The organism is Herbiconiux daphne (assembly GCF_024979295.1).
GTDB lineage: Bacteria > Actinomycetota > Actinomycetes > Actinomycetales > Microbacteriaceae > Herbiconiux > Herbiconiux daphnes.
Genome location: NZ_JANLCJ010000009.1, coordinates 36369 through 57635, shown reverse-complemented (window position 1 = coordinate 57635; position 21267 = coordinate 36369). Strand labels below are relative to the sequence as shown.

General features: G+C 69.4%; 18 protein-coding genes. 10 read left to right on the top strand and 8 right to left on the bottom strand.

The annotated features are described in order from the left end of the window. Window positions 1-72: 72 nt before the first annotated feature. The 5 genes from N1032_RS19120 to N1032_RS19100 all read left to right on the top strand — a co-directional run bounded on the left by N1032_RS19120 (window position 73) and on the right by N1032_RS19100 (window position 6149). Complete coding sequence (locus N1032_RS19120; protein WP_259541092.1) at window positions 73-1392, top strand: ABC transporter substrate-binding protein; 1320 nt, start codon at window positions 73-75, stop codon at window positions 1390-1392. Between the two features lie 107 nt (window positions 1393-1499). Further along, window positions 1500-2609, top strand: coding sequence for a carbohydrate ABC transporter permease (locus N1032_RS19115; RefSeq protein WP_259541090.1), 1110 nt, complete (start codon window positions 1500-1502; stop codon window positions 2607-2609). Next, a complete protein-coding gene (locus N1032_RS19110; RefSeq protein ID WP_259541088.1) occupies window positions 2606-3517 on the top strand; it encodes a carbohydrate ABC transporter permease in 912 nt (303 codons plus the stop codon). The genes N1032_RS19115 and N1032_RS19110 overlap by 4 nt, the downstream gene beginning before the upstream one ends. Window positions 3518-3596: 79 nt before the next feature. Next, window positions 3597-5066 carry a glycoside hydrolase family 1 protein gene (locus N1032_RS19105; RefSeq protein ID WP_259541086.1) on the top strand — a complete coding sequence of 490 codons (1470 nt, stop codon included), beginning with the start codon at window positions 3597-3599 and terminating at the stop codon, window positions 5064-5066. Window positions 5067-5129: 63 nt separating this feature from the next. Beyond that, window positions 5130-6149, top strand: coding sequence for a LacI family DNA-binding transcriptional regulator (locus tag N1032_RS19100; protein ID WP_259541084.1), 1020 nt, complete (start codon window positions 5130-5132; stop codon window positions 6147-6149). 2 nt (window positions 6150-6151) lie between these two features. Here N1032_RS19100 and N1032_RS19095 read toward each other — a convergent pair whose 3' ends face one another. Next, window positions 6152-7066 carry a DNA-methyltransferase gene (locus N1032_RS19095; protein ID WP_407933057.1) on the bottom strand — a complete coding sequence of 305 codons (915 nt, stop codon included), beginning with the start codon at window positions 7064-7066 and terminating at the stop codon, window positions 6152-6154. Window positions 7067-7114: 48 nt separating this feature from the next. Here N1032_RS19095 and N1032_RS19090 point away from each other — a divergent pair, with 48 nt between their 5' ends. Further along, window positions 7115-7402 carry a GNAT family N-acetyltransferase gene (locus N1032_RS19090; protein ID WP_259541082.1) on the top strand — a complete coding sequence of 96 codons (288 nt, stop codon included), beginning with the start codon at window positions 7115-7117 and terminating at the stop codon, window positions 7400-7402. A 39-nt stretch (window positions 7403-7441) separates the two neighbouring features. Here the strand turns inward: N1032_RS19090 and N1032_RS19085 are convergent, their stop codons facing one another. After that, window positions 7442-7924 carry a heme-binding protein gene (locus N1032_RS19085; RefSeq protein WP_259541080.1) on the bottom strand — a complete coding sequence of 161 codons (483 nt, stop codon included), beginning with the start codon at window positions 7922-7924 and terminating at the stop codon, window positions 7442-7444. After that, window positions 7921-8970 (bottom strand): lipoate--protein ligase family protein, encoded by a 1050-nt coding sequence (locus N1032_RS19080; protein ID WP_259541078.1) that lies wholly within the window; start codon window positions 8968-8970, stop codon window positions 7921-7923. The genes N1032_RS19085 and N1032_RS19080 overlap by 4 nt, the downstream gene beginning before the upstream one ends. 106 nt (window positions 8971-9076) lie before the next feature. Between N1032_RS19080 and N1032_RS19075 the strand changes: the two genes are divergently transcribed. Beyond that, the gene (locus N1032_RS19075; protein ID WP_259541076.1) at window positions 9077-9823 is read left to right on the top strand and encodes an HAD family hydrolase; all 747 of its coding nucleotides are present in this window, start codon (window positions 9077-9079) and stop codon (window positions 9821-9823) included. Between the two features lie 39 nt (window positions 9824-9862). Further along, window positions 9863-12379 (top strand): glycoside hydrolase family 65 protein, encoded by a 2517-nt coding sequence (locus tag N1032_RS19070; protein WP_259541074.1) that lies wholly within the window; start codon window positions 9863-9865, stop codon window positions 12377-12379. 6 nt (window positions 12380-12385) lie between these two features. On the opposite strand, the gene N1032_RS19065 is transcribed toward N1032_RS19070, so the two are convergent. Both N1032_RS19065 and N1032_RS19060 read right to left on the bottom strand, forming a co-directional pair. Next, on the bottom strand, window positions 12386-13708 hold the full coding sequence (locus N1032_RS19065) for an alpha/beta hydrolase (protein WP_259541072.1): 1323 nt from the start codon (window positions 13706-13708) through the stop codon (window positions 12386-12388). Between the two features lie 4 nt (window positions 13709-13712). Next, window positions 13713-14657, bottom strand: a complete 945-nt coding sequence (locus tag N1032_RS19060; RefSeq protein WP_259541063.1) for a lysophospholipase — start codon at window positions 14655-14657, stop codon at window positions 13713-13715. A 122-nt stretch (window positions 14658-14779) separates the two neighbouring features. Here N1032_RS19060 and N1032_RS19055 point away from each other — a divergent pair, with 122 nt between their 5' ends. Further along, on the top strand, window positions 14780-15829 hold the full coding sequence (locus N1032_RS19055; RefSeq protein WP_259541062.1) for a cell wall-binding repeat-containing protein: 1050 nt from the start codon (window positions 14780-14782) through the stop codon (window positions 15827-15829). A 61-nt stretch (window positions 15830-15890) separates the two neighbouring features. Here N1032_RS19055 and N1032_RS19050 read toward each other — a convergent pair whose 3' ends face one another. Genes N1032_RS19050 through N1032_RS19040 form a run of 3 tightly spaced genes read right to left on the bottom strand, consistent with a single transcriptional unit; the run spans window position 15891 to window position 19347 of the window. After that, entirely contained in the window at window positions 15891-16736 is an 846-nt protein-coding gene (locus N1032_RS19050; RefSeq protein WP_259541060.1) for a transglutaminase family protein, read from the bottom strand. Continuing rightward, window positions 16733-17665, bottom strand: a complete 933-nt coding sequence (locus N1032_RS19045; RefSeq protein WP_259541259.1) for an alpha-E domain-containing protein — start codon at window positions 17663-17665, stop codon at window positions 16733-16735. Before N1032_RS19045 ends, N1032_RS19050 begins: the two co-directional genes overlap by 4 nt. 5 nt (window positions 17666-17670) lie before the next feature. Beyond that, window positions 17671-19347: a circularly permuted type 2 ATP-grasp protein gene (locus N1032_RS19040; protein WP_259541058.1), complete on the bottom strand. Its 1677-nt coding sequence runs from the start codon at window positions 19345-19347 to the stop codon at window positions 17671-17673. Window positions 19348-19471: 124 nt separating this feature from the next. On the opposite strand from N1032_RS19040, the gene N1032_RS19035 reads away from it, so the two are divergent. Then, on the top strand, window positions 19472-21253 hold the full coding sequence (locus tag N1032_RS19035) for a putative Ig domain-containing protein (RefSeq protein ID WP_259541057.1): 1782 nt from the start codon (window positions 19472-19474) through the stop codon (window positions 21251-21253). Window positions 21254-21267: the final 14 nt, after the last annotated feature.

Here is a 21267-nt window from a genome sequence, read left to right as displayed (position 1 = left end):
CGCTCTCACACCCAAACGTGAGAGCGCTCTCAACCACCAATCCCACCGCAACACGCACACAAAGGAGTGACCGTGAAACTCTCACGACGCACGACGGCAGCCACAGCCGCCGCACTCGCGGCGATCGCCCTCGGTGCTGCCGGATGCTCGGCATCCGGCTCCGCCGCCGGCACCGCAGACGACCCCATCACGCTGACCGTCACCACGTTCGGCACCATGGGGCTCGACGACCTCTACACCGAGTACGAGTCCGAGAACCCCGGCATCAAGATCGAGGCCACCAACATCGACACCGGCGGCAACGCCAAGACCGACTGGCAGACCAAACAGGCCGCCGGCGCGGGGCTGCCCGACGTGCAGGCCGTCGAAGAGGGCTGGCTGAGCGCGGTCATGCAGGTCTCCGACCAGTTCACCGACCTGAGCGACTACGGCGCGAAGGACATCTCCGACCAGTGGGTCGACTGGAAGGTGAAGCAGGCCACCGATTCCAACGGCCGCATCATCGGCTACGGCACCGACATCGGCCCCGAGGGCCTGTGCTACAACAGCACGCTCTTCGCCGAGGCCGGTCTGCCGACCGACCGCGACGAGGTCGCCGCCCTGTTCGGCGGTGACGACGCCACCTGGGCCGACTACTTCGCCCTCGGCGAGAAGTACCACGCCGCCACCGGCAAGGCCTGGTACGACCAGTCGGGCTTCATCTGGAACGCCATGGTGAACCAGCAGCCCGAGGGGTACTACACCTCCGACGGCGAGCTCAACATCGAAGACAACAGCGACCTCAAAGAACTCTGGGGCGAGCTCGCGGGCGGCGCCGCCGCCGGTCTCTCCAGCGGCCAGACCCAGTGGGACTGGGGCAAGGGCAAGGCCTTCACCGACGGCTCGTTCGCGACCTTCGTGTGCCCGGGCTGGATGCTCGGCGTCGTGAAGGGCCAGGTCGAGGCCGCGGGTGGCGACGCCACCACCGGCTGGGACTTCGCCAACGTGTTCCCCGGCGGCCCGGCGAACTGGGGCGGCACCTTTTTGACCGTGCCCACGCAGTCGAAGCACCCGAAGGAGGCCGCGGCCCTCGCCGAGTGGCTGACCGAGGCCAAGCAGCAGGCCGCCGCCTTCACCGTCGCCGGAACGTTCCCGAGCAACATCGAGGCGCAGAGCGACCCGGCCGTCACCGGCACCAACGACCTGGCGACGTTCTTCAACGACGCGCCGCTCGGCACCATCCTGGCCGAACGGTCGAAGGGTGTGGTCGCGCAGTACAAGGGCCCGGATGACTCGGTCATCCAGGAGCAGGTGTTCGGGCCATCCGCCCTCTCGCTCGACTCGGGCACCGATGGCCAGGCCGCGTGGGACAACGCGATCGGCCTGCTCGACCAGCTCGTGGTCAACAAATAGCACGCAGCGCGACGGGGCCCCTCGGCTTCTCTCCCGAGGGGCCCCGCTCACGCCGGCCGACCGGCCGACCCGCCATCCGTTCACCCCTCGCACCGGGAGACCCCCGCATGACCGCAACCATCACCCCCCAGGTGACGTCGCCGAAACCGGATGCCGCGCCCCGGCCGGCCCCGAAGCGCACCTTCCGGCAGCGCCTCAACCGGTGGGACGTCAAGTACTCCCCCTACGCCTACGTGGCGCCCTTCTTCATCCTCTTCGGCCTGGTCGGCCTCTTTCCGCTCGGCTACACCTTCGTGGTGTCGCTCAACAACTGGAACCTGCTGACCGGCCCCGGCGAGTGGGTGGGCCTCGGCAACTTCGCCGCCGAGCTCAGCGACCCGTTCTTCTGGAACTCGCTGTTCAACACGGTCAGCATCTTCTTTCTCTCCGCCGTGCCGCAATTGATCGCCGCCGTGTTCATCGCGGCCGTGCTCGATCAGAACCTGCGTGCCAAGACCTTCTGGCGCATGAGCGTGCTCATTCCCTATGTGGTCACGCCGGTCGCCGTCACCCTGATCTTCTCGAGCGCCTTCAGCGAGAAGTACGGCCTCATCAACAACATCCTCGAGGCCGTGAACCTCGACCCGGTGATGTGGAAGACGGATGTCTTCCCCTCGCACATCGCGATCGCCACGATGGTCAACTGGCGCTGGACGGGCTACAACGCCCTGATCCTGCTCGCGGCGATGCAGGCGGTGCCCCGCGACATCCACGAGTCGGCGGCGCTCGACGGTGCCGGGCAGTTCCGGCGGTTCTTCTCGATCACCCTGCCGTCGATCCGGCCCACCATGATCTTCGTCATCATCACCGCCACCATCGGCGGGCTGCAGATCTTCACCGAGCCCAAGCTCTTCAACCCCACGGTCTCGACGCCCGGCGGCAACGACCGGCAGTACCAGACGACCGTGCTCTACCTGTGGGACCTCGCGTTCAACCGCCAGAGCTTCGGCAAGGCGTCGGCCGTCGCCTGGCTGCTGTTCCTCTTGATCGTGCTGTTCGGCGTGCTCAACTTCTTGATCTCGCGGCGCATCGCCTCGACCGAGGCGCGCGTGGTCAAGCGGCGCAGCGCCAAGGCGCTCGCCCGCTCGCGCGCCGAAGCCGAACTCACGAGCGGCTTCGTGCCCGGCGTCGAACCGCAGCTCGCCGACCACCCGCATCACACGGAGGAGAACCGATGACCGCGACCGCGACACGTTCCGCACCGGCCGCATCGTCACGCCCGGCCGGCTCGTCGCCGGCGAAGCCGCGCCGCGGAAAAGGCTCGCTCGGCATCGACAAGCGCCCGGGGTTCGTGACCTACGGCGTGCTGCTCGCCGTCTTCCTCGGCGGCGCCCTGCCGCTGTGGTGGTCGTTCGTCGTGGGCTCGAGCGACAGCCAGGTGCTCACCGCCACCTGGCCGCCGCTGTTGCCCGGCGGCCAGTTCTGGCAGAACGTCGGCCAGGTGGTCACCACCGTGCCGTTCTGGACCGCCCTCGGCAACAGCATCATCGTGTCGGGCGTCATCACGGCATCCGTCGTCTTCTTCTCGACGCTGGCCGGTTACGCGTTCGCGAAGCTGCGCTTCCGCGGGCGCGAAGGGCTGCTCGTGTTCGTCATCGCCACGCTCGCCGTGCCGACGCAGCTCGGCATCATCCCCCTGTTCATGCTGATGCGGCAGTTCGGCTGGACCGGCAGCCTCGGCGCCGTGATCGTGCCGACGCTCGTGACCGCGTTCGGCGTGTTCTTCATGCGGCAGTACCTCGTCGACGTCATCCCCGACGAACTGATCGAGGCCGCCCGCGTCGACGGCGCGAGCATGATCTCGACCTTCTGGCACGTCGGGGTGCCGGCCGCCCGGCCCGCGATGGCCATCCTCGGCCTGTTCACCTTCATGACGGCATGGACCGACTACCTCTGGCCGCTGCTCGTGGTGCCGCAGAACCCCACCCTGCAGGTGGCGCTCAGCCAGCTGCAGTCGGCCAAGTACGTCGACTACTCGATCGTGCTCGCCGGTGCCGTGCTCGCCACGCTGCCGCTGCTGCTGCTGTTCGTGCTCGCGGGCAAGCAGCTGGTGTCGGGCATCATGGCGGGTGCCGTCAAGGGGTAGAGGTCTCGGGAGAGATGGGTCCGGCCGGCCGGACCGAATAGCATTGCACAACCACCATTCAAGGAGCAGTAACACCGCCATGACGACCTCATTCCCTCCCGGCTTTCTCTGGGGCTCGGCCACGGCCGCCGCCCAGATCGAAGGCGCGGCTTTCGAAGACGGCAAAGAAGCCTCGATCTGGGACGCGTTCGCCCGGGTTCCCAACGCCGTGCTGAACGGCGACACCCTCGACGTCGCCGTCGACCACTACCACCGCATGCCCGAAGACGTCGCGCTGATGAAGCAGCTGGGCCTGCACGCCTACCGGTTCTCCACCAGCTGGGCCCGCATCAAGCCCGGCGACCGCGAGGTCAACCCGGCCGGGCTCGACTTCTACTCGCGCCTCGTCGACGAACTCCTCGGCGCCGGCATCCTGCCCTGGCTCACCCTCTACCACTGGGACCTCCCGCAGGCCGTCGAAGAGACCGGCGGCTGGGCCAATCGCGACACGGCCTTCCGCTTCCGCGACTACGCCGAGACCGTCTACGGCGCACTCGGCGACCGGGTGCAGCACTGGACCACGTTCAACGAGCCGTTCTGCTCGTCACTGCTCGGCTACGCCGCCGGCGTGCACGCGCCCGGGCGCCAGGAGCCGGCCGCGGCGATCGCCGCCGTGCACCACCAGCACCTCGGCCACGGTCTCGCCGTGCAGCGCCTGCGCGAGCTGGGCGCACAGAACCTCGGCATCACGCTCAACCTCACGAACTCGATTCCGCAGAACCCGTCCGACCCGGTCGACGTCGACGCCGCCCGCCGGTTCGACGGCCTGCAGAACACGATCTTCCTCGACCCGATCGTTCGCGGCGAATACCCCGCCGACGTGCGCCGCGACCTCGCCGAGTTCGGTCTCGACGAGGTGAGCGACACCGGCCTGGTGCGCCCCGGCGACCTCGAGATCATCTCGCAGCCGATCGACTTCCTCGGCGTCAACCACTACCACGACGACGTCGTGAGCGGTCACCCGCTGGTGGGCGCTGACGACCCGCACCTGGTCGACACCGGCCGGGCGCTCAGCACGCCGTTCGTCGGTTCGGAGGACATCACGTTCCCCTTGCGCGGGCTGCCCCGCACCGCCATGGGCTGGGAGGTCAACCCCGAGGGGCTCCACACACTGCTCGTGCGGCTCGGCCGCGAATACCCGGCGCTGCCCCCGCTCTACGTCACCGAGAACGGCGCCGCCTACGACGACGTGGTCGACGCCGACGGCGAGATCCACGACGACCTGCGCACGAAGTACGTGCTCGACCACATCCAGGCGGTCTCGCACGCGATCGCCGACGGCGCCGACGTGCGCGGCTACTTCGTGTGGTCGCTGCTCGACAACTTCGAGTGGGCCTGGGGCTACGGCAAGCGATTCGGCATCGTGCGCGTCGACTACGACACCCTCGTGCGCACGCCGAAGGACTCGGCGATCGCTTATTCGAGGGTGATCCAGGATGCCGCGGCCGCGGCATCCGGCTCCACCCCCGTCGATGCGGCGCCTGCCCCCGCGGCTTCGCCGGTATCGTAAGGCGCACGGGCGGGCCACCGCCCGCGGTTGTGACGCCCGCACGAGAGCCTTCGGAGGTGTGAGATGACGATCGATTCCCGCACGTCGCGCGCTCCGACGCTCGAGATGGTGGCCGCCGAGGCCGGGGTCTCGCGCGCCACCGTCTCGCGCGTGGTGAACGGCTCGCCGAAGGTGACCGCCGAGGTGACCGCGATCGTGAACGACGCCATCGCGCGACTCAACTACGTGCCCAACCGGGTCGCTCGCTCGCTCGCCAGCCGCCGCACCGACGTGATCGCGCTGATCGTGCCGGAGTCGACCTCCACGGTGTTCGCCGACCCGTTCTTCGCGCCGGTGGTGCGCGGGGTGGCCCGGGCGCTCTCCGACACCGACTACACGCTCAACCTGCTCATCGCGTCGGAGGCGCGGCCGCAGAAGACGCGGCGCTATCTGCTCGGCGGCAACGTCGACGGCGCGCTCGTGGTGTCGCACCACGCCGAAGACCACTCCTACGTCGGGCTCGGCTCCACGCTGCCGATCGTGTTCGGTGGCCGCCCGATCAACCCCGAGACCTTCGACAGCTACTTCGTCGACGTCGACAACGTGCACAGCGCCCGCACGGCCACCGAGCACCTCATCGGCCTCGGCCGGCGGCACGTCGCCACCATCGCCGGGCGGCAGGACATGCCGGCCGGCATCGACCGGCTGAACGGCTGGCGCGAGTCGATCGACGCCGCGGGGGGCGACCCCGCCCTGATCGAGATCGGCGACTTCTCGCAGAGCTCCGGCGCCGACGCGATGAACCGGCTGCTCGATCGCGGAGTGCCCATCGACGGCGTGTTCGTGGCCAACGACCAGATGGCGGCCGGCGCGGTGCAGGTGCTGCGCACCCGGGGCCTCAGCGTTCCGGGTGACGTGGCCGTGGTGGGCTACGACGACGATACGTTCGCCTCGACCCTCACGCCGCCGCTCACCACGATGCACCAGCCCTCGGCCGACCTGGGCGCCACCATGGCCGAGCTGCTCGTGCGGCTCATCGCGGGCGAGGAAGTGCCGCGGCGCACGATCATCCCCACCCACCTCATCGTTCGCGGCTCGGCCTGAACCTACTCGAACGTGGCGCCCGGCAGGCGCTTGCGGATGACGGCGATGGCGTCGGGGCTCTCGTCGATGAGCACGTAGTTGCGCGCGAGGGCACCGGCCACCGCCCCCGTGGTGCCGCTGCCGGCGAAGAAGTCGAGCACCCAGTCGCCCTCACGGCTCGAGGCCTGCACGATGCGGCGAAGGATGCCCTCGGGTTTCTGGGTGGGGTAGCCGGTCTTCTCGCGGCCGGTCGGCGACACGATCGTGTGCCACCAGACATCCGTCGGCAGCTTGCCGGATGCCGCCTTCTCGGCGGTCACGAGGCCGGGCGCCATGTAGGGCTCGCGGTCGACGGTGGAGGAGTCGAAGTAGTAGCCACGCGGGTTCTTCACGTAGACCAGGATCGTGTCGTGCTTCGTGGGCCAGCGATTCTTCGACTTGGCGCCGTAGTCGTAGGCCCAGATGATCTCGTTGAGGAAGCTCTCGCGGCCGAACAGCGCGTCGAGCAGCACCTTGGCGTAGTGCGCCTCGCGGTAGTCGAGGTGCAGATAGAGCGTGCCGTCGTCGGCGAGCAGCCGCCAGGCCTCCACGATGCGCGGCTCGAGAAATCCCCAGTAGTCGTCGAACCGATCGTCGTAGCGCAGCAGGTCGCCCTTGATGCGGTCGTACTGCTGCCCCTTGAAGCCGGTGATGCGGCCGGGTGTCTTGACGGCGGCATCCGTCTCGTTCGCGGCATCCTGGGTCGTCTCGATGCGGTTCGCCGTGGTCGAGCGCCGGGTCTGTGCGCGACCGGTGTTGAACGGCGGATCGAGGTAGATGACGGTGAAGGATGCGTCGGCGAACCGGGGCAGCACGGTCAGGTTGTCGGCGTGGAACACCAGCCCCTCGCCCCGCACGGTCGCGTCGAACGCGTCGAGCGGTGAATCGGGGGCGGGCACCCTGCAATTGTGGCAGTACCGAGGTGGCCGGGTTATCCTCAGGGCACCATGAGCACCGAGATCCGCAACGAGTCAGACCAGAGCCGCTACACCATCACCGTCGACGGCGAGCTGGCCGGCTTCGCCGACTACACCATCACCGGCACCACGATCGTCTTCACCCGCACCGAGGTCGACCCCACGAAGCGCCAGGCGGGCCTCGGCGCCCAGCTCGTGCAGTTCGCCCTCGACGACGTGCGCACGAGCGGCACGCTCGCGGTGGTGCCCAAGTGCTCGTTCGTGGCGCACTTCATCGACAGCCACCCCGACTACCAGGAGCTCGTCGACCGCGGCTGAGCCGTCGCGACGCCCGCGGTCAGCGCGCGCCGCTCGCGGTCAGCGCGCGTGCCGCTCCCGGAAGGCGGCGACCGCGTCGGCGGCGGTCTGGTGGTCGATGACGTCGGGTTCGCCCGATGCCGTGATGGTGCCGGCGAACCGGCCTTGCACGAAGATCGGGATCGACCCGCCGTGCGCCTTCATCGTGTCGTGGTCGATCGACGGGTCGGTCAGCTCGGCGAACGGCGTTCCCGCCTCTTCGTAGCGGCGGCGCACGAGCAGCGACGGCACGCCGTAGCGCTCGGCGACCGCGGCCTTGCCGGCCAGCCACGGGTCGTTCCCGGCATCGGTGTCTTTGAACTTCGCCCGGAAGACGAGGTCGCCGGCGAGCACGACGTCGATCGCGAGATTGAGGTCGCGCTCGCGCACGAGCAGCGCGGCGATCACCCCGAGTTCGAAGGCGTCTTCTTTCGAGAACGACGCCACGTCGAACGGGGGCACCGCCTCGAGGGCGGCGGCGGTGAACACGGGCAGGTCGGTCACGGAACGCGTCCGATCCACTCGGGCGTGCTGAACTTCGACGCCACGAGCGCCTCCGCCGTCGCGCGTTCGTCGGCGGTGATCTCGCTCGGCTGGGCCCCGTAGAGGTTCGTGAAGGTGGCGATCAGCCGGTCGATGATCTCGGCGCGGCCGAGACCGGTCTGGCTGCGAAGCGGATCGACGCGCTTGGCGGCCGACTTCGTGCCCTTGTCGCTCATCTTCTCGCGGCCGATTCTCAAGACCTGAACCATCTTCTCGCCGTCCATGTCGTAGCTCAGCGTGGCGTGGTGCATGACCGCGCCGTTGCCGAGCCGCTTCTGCGCGGCACCGCCGATCTTGCCCTTGGCCGACGAGATGTCGTTGAGCGGCTGGTAGAAGGCGTCGATGCCGAGCGACTTGAGGCCGGTGATGACCCACTCGTCGAGAAAGGCGTAGGAGTCGGCGAAGCTCATGCCCTGCACGAGCGCAGCGGGGGCGTAGATGCTGTAGGTCACGACCGAATTCGCGTCCATGAACATGGCGCCACCGCCCGAGATGCGCCGCACGACCTCGAAGCCGTACTTCGCGGCGTTGTCGAGGTCGACCTCGTTCTTCACCGACTGGAAGCTGCCGATCACCACGGCCGGCTCGTTCCACTCCCAGATGCGCAGGGTGGGCTGACGCCGCCCCTCGCCCACCTCGTTGGCGAGCACTTCGTCGAGCGCGAGCTGCATCTGCGGGGTCTCGGGCCCGGAGTGGATGATCTGCCAGTCGTAGTCACCCCAGCTCGACGCCTTCGCGAGCGACCGACGGATGGCGACCGCCACCGCCTCGGGCGAGAAGCCGAGCAGCACGGCCCCCTCGGGAAGGGCCGCCTTGACGGCCGCCGCGATGGTGGCGGCGTCGCTGTCGCTCGGCAGGCCGTTGACGGCTTTGTCGATCAGCAGCAGCGCGTCATCGGGTTCGAGGAAGAAGTCTCCGGCGAGCCGGAAATTCTGGATGCGACCGTCGATGTCGTCGAGGTCGACCACGACGAGCTTGCCGCCGGGCACTTTGTATTCTCCGTGCATCCTCTCAGCGTACAAGCGGCGGATGCGCGTCACGTCAGCGCACAGCGACAGTGATGGAAACGCCGCGATAACACGGTGTTCACGGCTAGGCCTTACCGTTGATGGCATGACCGATACCGTCACCCGCGACCGGAGCCGTCTCGCGACCGCCCGCGCGATCCTCTTCGACCTCGACGGAGTGCTCACTCCGACCGTCGATGTGCACATGCGTGCCTGGGGCCGGCTGTTCGCCCCCTACCTCGACGCGCAGGGTTCGGCTCCCTACTCCGACGACGACTACTACCTCTACATCGACGGCAAACCCCGGGTCGACGGCGTGCGTTCGCTGCTGGCCGCCCGCGGACTGTCGCTGCCCGAGGGCTCGAGCGACGACACGGCCGGCGAAGGCTCGGTCTGGGCGCTCGGCAACCGCAAGAACGACGCCTTCGAGGCCGAGCTCACCGAGAACGGCGTCGGGCCCTATCCCGGCTCGCTCGCGTTCCTCACGGCGGCCATCGACGCCGGCTACGAGGTGGCCGTCGTGTCGAGCTCACGCAACGCCGTCGCCGTGCTGGCGACCGCCGGCATCCGGGACCGCTTCGACGTGATCGTCGACGGTCTGGTGGCGGCCGCCGAGGGCATCAAGGGCAAGCCCGCGCCCGACACCTACCTGCGGGCCGCCGAGCTGCTCGGGTTCGCGCCCGAGGAGTGCGTGGTGGTCGAAGACGCGCACTCCGGTGTGCAGGCGGGCCGCGACGGCGCCTTCGGGCTCGTGGTGGGCGTCGACCGCGGCGTGGGCGCGCAGGAGCTGCTCGACTCGGGCGCCGACATCGTGGTCGACGACCTCGACGAACTGATACCGGCGCTCCGCTAACATCGATCGACCCCCGCTCGCCCGCCGAGAAAGACCCTGATGAACCCCATCGCCTCCGATCCCCTCGACCGATCCCAGTTCCCGCTCGACGAGTGGGCGCTGACGGAGGCCGAATTCCACACCGCCACCCAGGGCCGCACCGAGACCCTGTTCGCGGTCGGCAACGGCTACCTGGGCCTGCGGGGCAACTTCGAAGAGGGGCACAAGGCCTACGCAGAGGGCACGTTCATCAACGGGTTCCATGACACCTGGCAGATCCGACACGCCGAAGAGGCCTACGGGTTCGCCCGGGTCGGGCAGACGATCGTGAACGCACCGGATGCCCGCGTCATCCGTCTCTACGTCGACGACGAACCGTTCGTGGTGGCGGATGCCGACACCATCGAGTACTCGCGCACCCTCGACTTCCGCACCGGTGTGCTCGAGCGGGTCGTCGAGTGGCGCACCCCGTCGGGCAAGCGCGTGCTCATCCGCTCGCGGCGGCTGGTGTCGTTCACCGACCGGCACCTGGCCGTGATCGACTACGAGGTCACGATGCTCGACTCCGACGCGTCGGTGCTCATCTCGAGCCAGATCCTCAACCGGCAGGACCGCGTCGACGAGTTCGTGTCGACCCCCGGGGTCAACGGCGGCATCGCCGACCCGCGCAAGGCGTCGGGCTTCAGCGACCGCGTGCTGCTGCCGCGGTTCAAGTGGATCCACGAGGGGCGCTACGTGCTCGGCTACCGGGCCGCGCACTCGGGCATGACCATCGCGGTGGGCGCCGAGCACCACCTCGACACCGAGAACGAGTGGGACGAGTCGGCGCAGATCGACGACGACATCGCCAAGCAGGTGTACCGCGTGCGCGCGAAGGCCGGCCAGCGCATCCGGCTGGTGAAGACCATCGCCTATCACACGTCGTCGACCGTGCCGGCGACCGAGCTCGCCGACCGCACCAATCGCACGCTCGACCGCATCGCCGAAGAGCCGATCGAGGCCGTGTTCGACCGGCAGCGGGAGTGGCTCGACGACTTCTGGGAGCGCGCCGACGTCGTGATCGCGGGTCAGCCCGACGTGCAGCAGGCGGTGCGCTGGAACCTCTTCCAGCTCGCCCAGTCGACCGCACGCACCGACGGCGGCGGCATCGCGGCGAAGGGGGTGTCGGGCTCCGGCTACGGTGGCCACTACTTCTGGGACACCGAGATCTACGTGCTGCCCTTCCTCACCTACACCTCACCGCAGGTCGCCCGGAACGCCCTGCGCTTCCGGCACGGCATGCTCGACGCCGCCCGCGACCGGGCCGTCGAGCTCAACCAGCGCGGTGCCCTCTTTCCCTGGCGCACCATCAACGGCCTCGAGTCGTCGGCCTATTACGCCGCGGGCACCGCGCAGTACCACATCGACGCCGACATCTCGCACGCCCTCTCGCAGTACGTCGCGGCCACGGGCGACGACGACTTCCTCTACAGCGGCGCCATCGACATCCTGGTCGAGACCGCGCGCATGTGGGCCGACCTCGGTTTCTGGCGCGGTCACGGGGGCGCCAACGAGACCTTCCACATCCACGGCGTCACCGGCCCCGACGAGTACACGACCGTCGTGAACGACAACCTGTTCACCAACGTGATGGCGCGGGCCAATCTGCGCGCGGCGGTGCGGCAGACCAAGAAGATGCGGCAGACCGCGCCCGAGGCCTACGCCCGCATGGTGAAGCGGCTCGACCTGCAGGAGGACGAGGTGCTCGAGTGGGCCACCGCGGCCGAAGCCATGCACATCCTGTTCGACGACGACCTCGGCATCCACCCCCAGGACTCGCAGTTCCTCGAGAAGGAGCTGTGGGACCTCGAGAACACGCCCGCGTCGAAACGGCCGCTGCTGCTGCACTTCCACCCGCTGGTGATCTACCGGTTCCAGGTGATCAAGCAGGCCGACGTCGTGCTCGCGCTGCTGCTGCAGGGAGACGAGTTCACCACCGAGGAGAAGCGCGCCGACTTCGAGTACTACGACGCGCTCACCACGGGCGATTCGACGCTCTCGGCGTCGACCCAGTCGATCATCGCGGCCGAGGTCGGCTACCGCGAGCTGGCACTGGGCTACTTCTTGGCGGCGCTGTTCGTCGACCTCGGCGACCTGCACAACAACACCGCCGACGGCATCCACGTGGCGTCGACCGGCGGTGTCTGGAGCGCCCTGGCGTTCGGCTTCGGCGGCATGCGTGACTATCTGGGCACGTTCACCTTCGACCCGCGGCTGCCCGAGGAGTGGGACTCCCTCGTCTTCCACGTCACGATCCACGGCGCGCTGATCGAGGTCGACCTGCGGCAAGACCGCATGACGTTCACGATCGAGAAGGGCGACTCCGCCATCGTCTACGTGCGCGGCGACCGGGTGGAGGTCATGTCGGGCGCTCCCGTGACGGTCGCGCTGGCCGACGACCGCCCGTCGATCGAGGGCGCTCCGACCACGTCGGACATCGAGGGCACGGTGCGCGCCGACGGGTCGGTCATCACCGCGTCGATGCCCACCATCGTGAGCGACTACGAGGAGCCCGACGCTCTGGTGGGCATGGACTGAGGTCGTTCAGCCGGTGGGGGCCGAGAGGCCGAGCCGCGGGTAGAGCACCCCGAAGCCCTTCTCGAAGCCGCCTTCGAGGGCGTCGACCACGTGACCGGCACCGGGGATGACGAAGAGCGAGGTCGTCCAGCCGGCCGCGGTGGCGGCATCCGCTGCGCCCTTCGCCTCGGGGATGAAGGTGGGGTCGTTCTCGCCCACCGTGAAGATCGCCGTGGTGTCTGGGTAGGAGTGTTGGCCCGAGGTAAGGATGGACTCGGGCTTCTGCGCCTCGAACGCCGCAGCGTCGCCGCCGAAGAGGTTCGCGATGACCTGGTCGGGCTCCTCGGAGCCGGGATACTCCTCACCCGACACGTCGAGCACGTTGCCCCAGAGCTCGGGGTATTTCGCGCCGTACTTGAACGCGCATCCGCCGCCGTTGGAGTAGCCCGCGATCACCCAATGGGCCGGATCCTGCATGATTCGCAGGTTCGCCCGCGCCCAGCCCACGACGTCATGGGTGATGAACGTCTCGGCGTTGCCGAGCTGGGCGGTGTCGGAGCACACCGGGTCGAGGCTCTCGTCGGGCCCGAGCTGGTCGGCCACGATCACGATGGGCGCGAGCCCCTTGTTCTTGGCCGCGTATTCGTCGAGCACCGTGCCGATGTACTGCGGGTCGGGGCTGCCGGGTTGGCCCATCATGAGGATGACGAGCGGCAGGTCGGGCGCGTTCGGCACCTGCGCCGCGGGCGGCAGGTAGATGCCGGCCGGGCGGCTGGTGAACCCGGATGTCGTGGCCGGGATGACCTGCGTGCCCAGCTTGCCGGTGGCCGGCATGTCGGCGGGCGGGCTCCAGCTCTGGTAGAGCGGGGTGGCCGCGGCATCCGGATCGGCGGTGGAGTTCGGCGAGGTGGTGGGCTTGTTGATGTCGATCGGCTTCTCGACGACGATGCCGAAGAGCGAGGCGAGCGTGGTGTTGAGGCCGAAGTAGGCGTTGACGCCCAGGGTTCCGGATGCCGCGAACAGCAGTATGCCCAGCACGGCGACGAGTTTGCGCCACCAGCGCGACCGCCAGAGGTTCACCACGGCCAGGCCGATGGCGGCGAACGTCGCCACCACCCAGGCGTCGGTCTGCACGGTGAGCGGCACGCCGAACACGTCGAGCGCCTCGACGATCGCGATGGTAGCGAAGGCCACGAGGGCGCCGCCCAGCAGGCCGATGAGCGCGGTCAGAACCCAGCGGATGCGCGGGGGGCGCAAGAGCAGGTAGACGAACGCGGCCGCCGCGAGGGCGAAGACGATCCAGACGACGGGGCCATGGATGATGTCGAGGTCGAGGATCGCGTCGCCCATGGGGTCAGCGGCCCGTGGGGGCGGCCGCGGGCGGGGGCGGAGGAGGCGGCGGCGTGCGGTCACGCGGGTCGGGGAAGTGCCGGTCGAGCCAGTCGACCAGTGCCGCCACCACCTCGTCACGGTTGGTCTCGTTGAAGATCTCGTGGCGGGCGTCGGTGTAGACCACGAGCTCGACGTCGCTGAGGCGCGCCCGGGCGACATAGGCGTCGTGCAGCCGCTGGGAGCTGCGCTGGCCGCCGAGGGTGTCGTCCGACCCCGCCATGATGATGAGCGGCACGTCGGCGCTGAGCTTCTTCGCCGGTCGGCCGAACAGGCGCAGGGAGTCGCGCAGCCCGAACAGCTTGAGCACCTCGGCCGGGAACATGAGCTCGTCGGCGGCAGCGCGCTCCTGCGCCGCGGTGTCGCGGCTGAGCCACTCGAAGCCGTTGCCGCCATCCGTCGGCCGGTGCCGGCGGGTGAGGTCGCCGCCGTCCATGAAGCCCGGCATGCGGTAGGCGGTGCCGCTCAGCACCACGGCGTCGTAGTGGCTGAGCGCCGGGGTGTTGACGAGCTTCTGCACCATCAGCGATCCCCAGCTATGCCCGAGCAGCACGAGCGGAACGTCAGGGTGCTCGCGCGCGATGCGCAGGCCGAGCTGGCGGATGTCGTCGACCGTCGCGCGGAGTCCGCCCTCGCCGAGACGGCCGAGCTGGGCGCGATCACCGCGGTGCTGGGCGAGGCCGGTCGCCCCGTGGCCGCGCTGATCGGCGGCGTAGACGCTGTAGCCGGCCGCGTTGAGGTCGGCCGCGAGATCGGCGTAGCGCAGGGCGTGCTCGCCGACGCCGTGGGAGATCTGCACCACGGCCTTCGGCGTCTCGACCGTCCAGCCGTAGTAGGTGATCTCGACCCCGACCTCGTCGACGAAGCGGTCGGTGAAGTGGGCGCTGCCCCGCGCCTCGTGCTGCGGCATACGTCATTGTCGCACGGGGTGCGCTGACCGCGAGTTGTGCACAATCCGGCGGTCGGGATGATTCATCCACAGATGCCCAGGCGACCGATCAGGGGCTGCGGAAGCCGACATATTCTCACCGCATGACTATTCCACAGAGATTCCCCCGACGGATCACGACGGCCCTGCTGGCCGCGGCCGTCGTGTCGTGCACGTTGTTCAGCGGAGCGGCGGCCGCCTCCGCGGCCACCGACCCCGACCCGGGAGGCGACTCCGCGTCGCTCGGCGCGGCGGTGCAACGCATCGGCGGCGCCGATCGCTACGAGACGGCCGCCGCGGTCTCGGCGCGCACCTTCGATCCGCTCGTGCCGATCGTGTTCATCGCCTCGGGCGAGGTGTTCACCGACGCACTGTCGGCCTCGGCCGCGGCGGGCGCGCACGGCGGCGCGGTGCTGCTCACCCAGAAGTCCACGCTTCCGCCGGCCACGGCCACCGAGCTCACGCGACTGAAGCCCGAGCAGATCGTCGTGCTCGGCGGCACGGCCACCATCGATGCCTCGGTCGAGACGGCGCTGCACGGCTACTCGGGCACCGTCACCCGCATCTCCGGCGCCGACCGCTTCGCGGTCTCGGCCGCGGTCTCGGCGCGCTCCTTCGCGTCGAGCCGGCCCGTCGCCTACGTGGCGTCGGGCACCGTCTTCTCCGACGCACTGTCCGGCTCCGCCGCGGCCGGTCGTTTGGGCGGCCCGGTGCTGCTCGTGAACCGCGACGAGGTGCCCACGCTCATCGCCGACGAGCTGCGCCGCCTGGCGCCGGCGAAGATCGTGGTGCTCGGCGGCCCCGACACCATCTCCGATGCCGCCTACTCGCGGCTGCAGGCGATGGCCCCCACCAGCCGGGTGATGGCGGCCGACCGCTTCGGGGTGTCGGCGGCCGTCTCGGCCGACGCGTTCCCGCCCGGCATCGCCACGGTCTACGTCGCCTCCGGCTCGGTCTACTCCGACGCCCTGGCGGGTTCGGCGGCGGCGATCGCCGATGCCGGGCCGGTGCTGCTGGTCACGGCGACATCCGTTCCGGCGCCCGTGCGGGCCGAGCTCGACCGGCTGCACCCGAGGCGCATCGTGGTGCTGGGCGGCACCAACTCCATCTCCGACGCCACCCTCGAGTCGCTCCGGGGCAGCACGAGACCCTGAGCTCAGGGCCGCACCGAGTTCAGGGCATCGAGTTCAGGGCCTCACCGGCCGGGGGTCGAGATCACGACTCGCGCGTGATCTCGACCTTCACGAACAGCTCCGACCCGAAGGGGCCGGCGTAGACGCCTCGCAGCGGCGCCACGTCGTTGTAGTCGCGGCCGCGGCCGACGATGACGTGGCGTTCGCCGATGTCGATCTGGTTGGTGGGGTCGAAGCCCCGCCAGTCGCCGCAGAACCACTCCACCCACGCGTGCGACTCGCCCGCGATGGTCTCGCCGATCTCGGCATTCGGCTTCGGGTGCAGGTAGCCCGACACGTAGCGGGCCGGAATGCCGATCGACCGCAGGGCGCCGATGGCGAGGTGCGTGATGTCCTGGCAGACTCCGCGCTTGTCGATCCAGGCCTCCCGGGCCGTGGACTGCACGCCGGTTACTCCCTGCACGTACTCGACCTGGCGGCCGATCTCGTTGCACACCTCGAGCGCCGCGTCGCACGGGCTGGAGTGCTTGCTCGCGATCTCCTCGGCGAGGGCGGCCAGGTCGTCGGCCGGTGCGGTCAGCTTGGTCTGCTTGGCCTGCTCGACGTAGGTGGTCGAGGTGGCGGCGGCGTCGGCGAGCAGCTCCCAGTCGACCGCGTGCGGCGTGTGGGCGCGGTTGCGCACCTCCACCAGGCTCGTCGCGGTGAGCGACAGCTCGCGGTGCGGGGTGAGCACCTCGAACGACGACACCCGGGTGCCCCAGTAGTCGACGTAGTTGTGGCTCGACGACACCGGGGCGATGTCGAGCGAGGAGTGCAGCACGAACTGGCCCTCCGAGCTCACGGGCAGCATGCGGGCCTCGTTGTACGACGCCTGAACCTCGCCCTCGTAGCGATACCCGGTGACATGGCGGATGCGAAGCCGGTTCATACGCTCTCTCCGATCCAGCTGGGGGCGGTGTTGGTGGGGAAGTAGCGTTGGCGAACGGCTTCGGAGGCCGCGCTCGTGGCCTCTTGAACGCCGTCCATGTAGCGCGGGAGTTCGTTGAGGATGTCGGTGATCGGCCGGTATTCGAGCTGGCTGCGGATCTGGCCGAGCAGTCGTTGCGAGTTGTCGGAGACACCGAGCCGTTCGCTCCGCGGCCCCAAGTCGCGCAGGCACTGCTCGGCGCGCGTGACCGAGTAGAGGATCGACCGGGGGAACAACCGGTCGAGCAGCAGGAACTCGGCGGCGTTGCGGGCTGACGGTACACCCCGGTAGGTGCGCAGGTAGGCCTCGTAGGCGCCGCAGGAGCGCAGGATCGTTGTCCACGACGGTCCGCTGGCCTCGGTGAGCGAGCGGGTGGCGAGCAGGCGGGCCGTCATGTCGGCCCGCTCGATCGAGCGGCCGAGGGTGAAGAAGTGCCAGGCCTCGTCACGGCTGGCCGAGGAGTCCATGATGCCCACGGCGAGCGCCGAGCGGTCACGCACCCAGCCGAAGAACTCGTGGGTCTTCTCGGCGGCGACCCGGCGCGGCATCCGCGCCCTGGTGGTGTTGAGGCACTCCCAGAGCTCGGTCGACACGATCTCGCGGGCGCGGCGCGCGTTCTCGCGGGCGGCGCCGAGCGAGTAGGCGATGGAGGCCGGATGCGTGCGGTCCACCGCGAGCATGGCGAGCACGTCGGCGCGGGTCAGCGAGCGGTTGTCATCGGGCACGTCGGAGCCCATCACCGACAGCAGCGAGCGGCAGGCGAGGTTCTCTTCGATCCAGGGGTCTTCGAGAAGCAGCTGGAGATGCACGTCGAGGATGCGCGCGGTGCCGTCGGAACGCTCGATGTAGCGGCCGATCCAGAACAGCGATTCCGCGATGCGGGAGAGCATGGCCATCACTCGCCGCCTTCCGGGGAGGCCGTGGGGGCGGCCTGCTGTTGCTGCTGCTGTTGCGCCTGGTCGTGCGTGTTGCGGGGTCGGTCTTCCGGCGAGTGGTCGGGCTGATGGCCGGGGATGATCGAGATCGACTGCGTGTTGGCGGCCTGTTCGGCGACGAGACCTTGGATGTTGTGGCCGTCGCTCGACGAGTAGAGCGGATCCTGCCCCACCACCCAGGTGTCTTTCGAGCCGCCGCCCTGCGAGCTGTTCACCACGAGCTGGCCTTCGGGCAGGGCCACCCGGGTGAGCCCGCCGGGGAGCACCCAGATGTCGTTGCCGTCGTTCACCGCAAAGGGACGCAGGTCGGCGTGCCGGGGCCGCATGCCGTCTTCGACGAGCGTGGGAATGGTGGAGAGCTGCACGACGGGCTGCGCGATCCACCCCCGCGGGTCTTCGATCAGCCGGGCCCGCAGGGTCTCGAGCTCTTTCGGCGAGGCGTCGGGGCCGACCACCAGACCCTTGCCGCCGGAGCCGTCGACGGGCTTCACCACGAGTTCGTCGAGCCGGTCGAGCACCTCCTCGAGCGCACCCGGGTCTTCGAGCCGCCAGGTGTCGACGTTGGGGATGATGGCCTTCTCGCCCAGGTAGTAGCGGATGAGCTCGGGCATGTAGGTGTAGACCAGCTTGTCGTCGGCCACGCCGTTGCCGACCGCGTTGGCGATGGTGACGTTGCCGAGCCGGGCGGCCAGCAGCAGGCCCGGCGACCCCAGCATCGAGTCGGCGCGGAACTGCAGCGGGTCGATGAACTCGTCGTCGACCCGGCGGTAGATCACGTCGACGCGGGTGGGGCCCGCGGTGGTGCGCATCCACACGCGGCCGCCCGAACAGAACAGGTCGCGGCCCTCGACGAGCTCGACGCCCATCAACCGGGCGAGCAGGGTGTGCTCGAAGTAGGCCGAGTTGTAGACACCGGGGGTCAGCACCACCACGGTGGGGTCGTCGACCCCGTTCGGCGCCGACGCGCGAAGCGCCTGCAGCAGCTTGTTGGGGTAGTCGCCGACCGGCCGCACGCGCATGCTGACGAACAGCTCGGGCAGCGTCTGCGCCATGACGCGCCGGTTCGAGATGACGTACGACACGCCCGACGGCACCCGCACGTTGTCTTCGAGCACCCGCCAGGCGCCCTTCTCATCGCGGATGAGGTCGATGCCCGACACCTGGATGCGCACGTTGTTCGGCGACACGATGCCTGCGGCCTCACGGTGGAAGTGGTTCGACGAGCTGATGAGCCCGGCCGGAATGACGCCGTCGCGCACGGCGGCCTGCGATCCGTAGATGTCGGAGAGGAAGGCCTCGAGCGCACGCACGCGCTGCTTGATGCCCGACTCGACGTCGACCCACTCGCTCTGCTCGATCACGCGGGGCACCGCGTCGAGCGGGAACGGCCGCTCCTCGCCGGCGAAGTCGAAGGTCACGCCCTGCGCGAGATACGAGCTCGCAAGGGCGTCGGTGCGCCCGCGCAGTTCTTCCTGCGTCATCTTCGCGAGTGCCCGATAGATGTCTTTGTAGGCCGCGCGCGCCTCCACCGGATCGTGCGACTTCGGCTCGGGGAACATCTCGTCCCACGGATCCGCGCTCCCACGCCGGGTTCGTGGCAGAAGGGTGGCGCCGTAGCCGTCGAACAGGTCAACCATGTTCGCGAGCCTACTGCGGCGGTGTTGCGGCGGTGTTTCCTGCACGAGTCGGCAGAACGGATGCCGCGGCGGCTACTTATCCACAGGTGTAGTGCGTTCGTGCCGCATGAGCTATCCTCAGTTCATGTCTTCTCCGAGCCCCCATCCGCTTCTCCGCGCCCTGCGGCCCCTGGTCACCGCCTCCTTCGGGGTCGGGCTCGTGGCCGCCCTGTCGATCGCGCCCGCGCTGTCGGCGTCAGCGCTGACGATCCGCACCGTGGAGCTGCAGCTGGTCGCGACAGCGAGTCCGGCGGGCGTGAAGGCCATCAGTTCGGCAGCCGTCGACAGCAGCACCCACTACGCCTACGTCATCGACCGTTCTCATGCGGCCGTGCTGGTGTTCGACTCGAGCGGCGCCGCTCTCGTCGCGAAACCGTCGATCCCCATCGGCGCCGACCCCGGGCGCCTCGTGATCGATCAGGCGACCCACGAGTTGCTCGTCACGGATCGGTCCTCGAACGAACTGCAGATCATCGACATCGACACCGCCTCACCCACCTTCGGCACGGTCATCGACACGGTCGCCACGGGGGGCAGCGGAGCAGACGCCGTGGCCGTCGACGAGAGCACGAACACGGCCTACGTGACGCACCAGACAACCCTCAACCTCGCGACCATCGACCTTGCCGCCAGAACATCGACACTGTCGGCCATCGCCGACTTCCCCAACGACATCGCGGTCGACGCCGCCACCCACACCCTCTTCCTGTCGAGCGTGCAGCCGCCGAGCATCACCGCGTTGCGGGCGAACACCGCCGAACGCACCCCGCTCACGGGTTCGCCCACGGTTCTCGCGTCGGCCGGCGGCCGCGTGATGGTCGGGCTCGCGTCGCCGGCCGCCACGCCCACCACGTTCACGGTGCAGAGCTTCGATGCCGACATGCAGCCGGTCGCCACGTCTGATCCGCTGGGTTCATCTGTGCAATCGCTCGCTCTCGATCCCGCTCTCGACCTGGTCTACGCCGCGAACGACGCCGGTGTGCACGGGCTCCGTTTCGGCAGCCTCGAGGCTCAACCGGCCGCTCCCCTCGTCACCGGCCCGCTCGATGCGGCGTCTGTCGACCCCGTCTCACATCGGGTCTACACCACGACGAGTTCACGCACCGGCGCGACGGTCGCCCTGTTCGACGCGGTCGTCAGCCCGCTCATCCTGACGACGGCGCTGCCCGCCGCGCAGGTCGGTGTTCCCTACGACTTCGTGATCGAGACCATGGGCTGGCCCACCCCGACCCTGTCGACCGCCACCCCTCTGCCGGCCGGACTGCAGCTCGACGCGGCGACCGGGCGCATCTCGGGCACGCCCACCGTCGACGGCGACTTCCTCGTCGCCGTGACGGCGACGAACCGGGCGGCGACTGCCGGTCAGGCACGATTCCGGCTCACCATCGCCCCCGTTCCCCTGACCGCTCCGGTGATCACGTCGGCACCGCCGGCATCCGGAACCGTCGGTGTCGCCTACCGCCACGGCGTCACCGCGACCGGCAATCCGGCGCCGGTGTTCACACTCTCGTCGGGTTCATTGCCCGCGGGGTTGCGCTTCGACCCCGCCACCGGAGTGATCGACGGAACACCGACCGCGAGCGGATCGAGCACCTTCACCCTCACGGCGACGAACTCCGCGGGCTCGACCGACGCCGTCTCCACGATCACGATCCAGCCGGTCGCGCCCGCACCCGCGCCGTCGCCCACCCCCGCACCCGGCACCGTGCCGTCGGGAGCCGGCCCGGTCGGCGGCGCTCCCGTCGCACCGGCCCGCCTGGCGGCGACCGGCGCCGAACCCACGGGCGCGCTGGGCGTTGCGGCACTCGTCCTCGCACTCGGAGTCGCCGTCACCGGCGGCCTGCATCGGCGCCGCCGCGCGGGGTGAGCGCTCGGCGCCCG

What these genes read in the sequence shown, in the direction of transcription:
- N1032_RS19065 (WP_259541072.1), bottom strand. Translation starts at nt 13,708, where the DNA reads ATGGGCGACGCGATCCTCGACCTCGACATCATCCATGGCCCCGTCGTC.
- N1032_RS19060 (WP_259541063.1), bottom strand. Translation starts at nt 14,657, where the DNA reads ATGCCGCAGCACGAGGCGCGGGGCAGCGCCCACTTCACCGACCGCTTC.
- N1032_RS19075 (WP_259541076.1), top strand. Translation starts at nt 9,077, where the DNA reads ATGACCGATACCGTCACCCGCGACCGGAGCCGTCTCGCGACCGCCCGC.
- N1032_RS19035 (WP_259541057.1), top strand. Translation starts at nt 19,472, where the DNA reads ATGTCTTCTCCGAGCCCCCATCCGCTTCTCCGCGCCCTGCGGCCCCTG.
- N1032_RS19110 (WP_259541088.1), top strand. Translation starts at nt 2,606, where the DNA reads ATGACCGCGACCGCGACACGTTCCGCACCGGCCGCATCGTCACGCCCG.
- N1032_RS19050 (WP_259541060.1), bottom strand. Translation starts at nt 16,736, where the DNA reads ATGAACCGGCTTCGCATCCGCCATGTCACCGGGTATCGCTACGAGGGC.
- N1032_RS19090 (WP_259541082.1), top strand. Translation starts at nt 7,115, where the DNA reads ATGAGCACCGAGATCCGCAACGAGTCAGACCAGAGCCGCTACACCATC.
- N1032_RS19040 (WP_259541058.1), bottom strand. Translation starts at nt 19,347, where the DNA reads ATGGTTGACCTGTTCGACGGCTACGGCGCCACCCTTCTGCCACGAACC.
- N1032_RS19080 (WP_259541078.1), bottom strand. Translation starts at nt 8,970, where the DNA reads ATGCACGGAGAATACAAAGTGCCCGGCGGCAAGCTCGTCGTGGTCGAC.
- N1032_RS19045 (WP_259541259.1), bottom strand. Translation starts at nt 17,665, where the DNA reads ATGCTCTCCCGCATCGCGGAATCGCTGTTCTGGATCGGCCGCTACATC.
- N1032_RS19105 (WP_259541086.1), top strand. Translation starts at nt 3,597, where the DNA reads ATGACGACCTCATTCCCTCCCGGCTTTCTCTGGGGCTCGGCCACGGCC.
- N1032_RS19115 (WP_259541090.1), top strand. Translation starts at nt 1,500, where the DNA reads ATGACCGCAACCATCACCCCCCAGGTGACGTCGCCGAAACCGGATGCC.
- N1032_RS19100 (WP_259541084.1), top strand. Translation starts at nt 5,130, where the DNA reads ATGACGATCGATTCCCGCACGTCGCGCGCTCCGACGCTCGAGATGGTG.
- N1032_RS19055 (WP_259541062.1), top strand. Translation starts at nt 14,780, where the DNA reads ATGACTATTCCACAGAGATTCCCCCGACGGATCACGACGGCCCTGCTG.
- N1032_RS19070 (WP_259541074.1), top strand. Translation starts at nt 9,863, where the DNA reads ATGAACCCCATCGCCTCCGATCCCCTCGACCGATCCCAGTTCCCGCTC.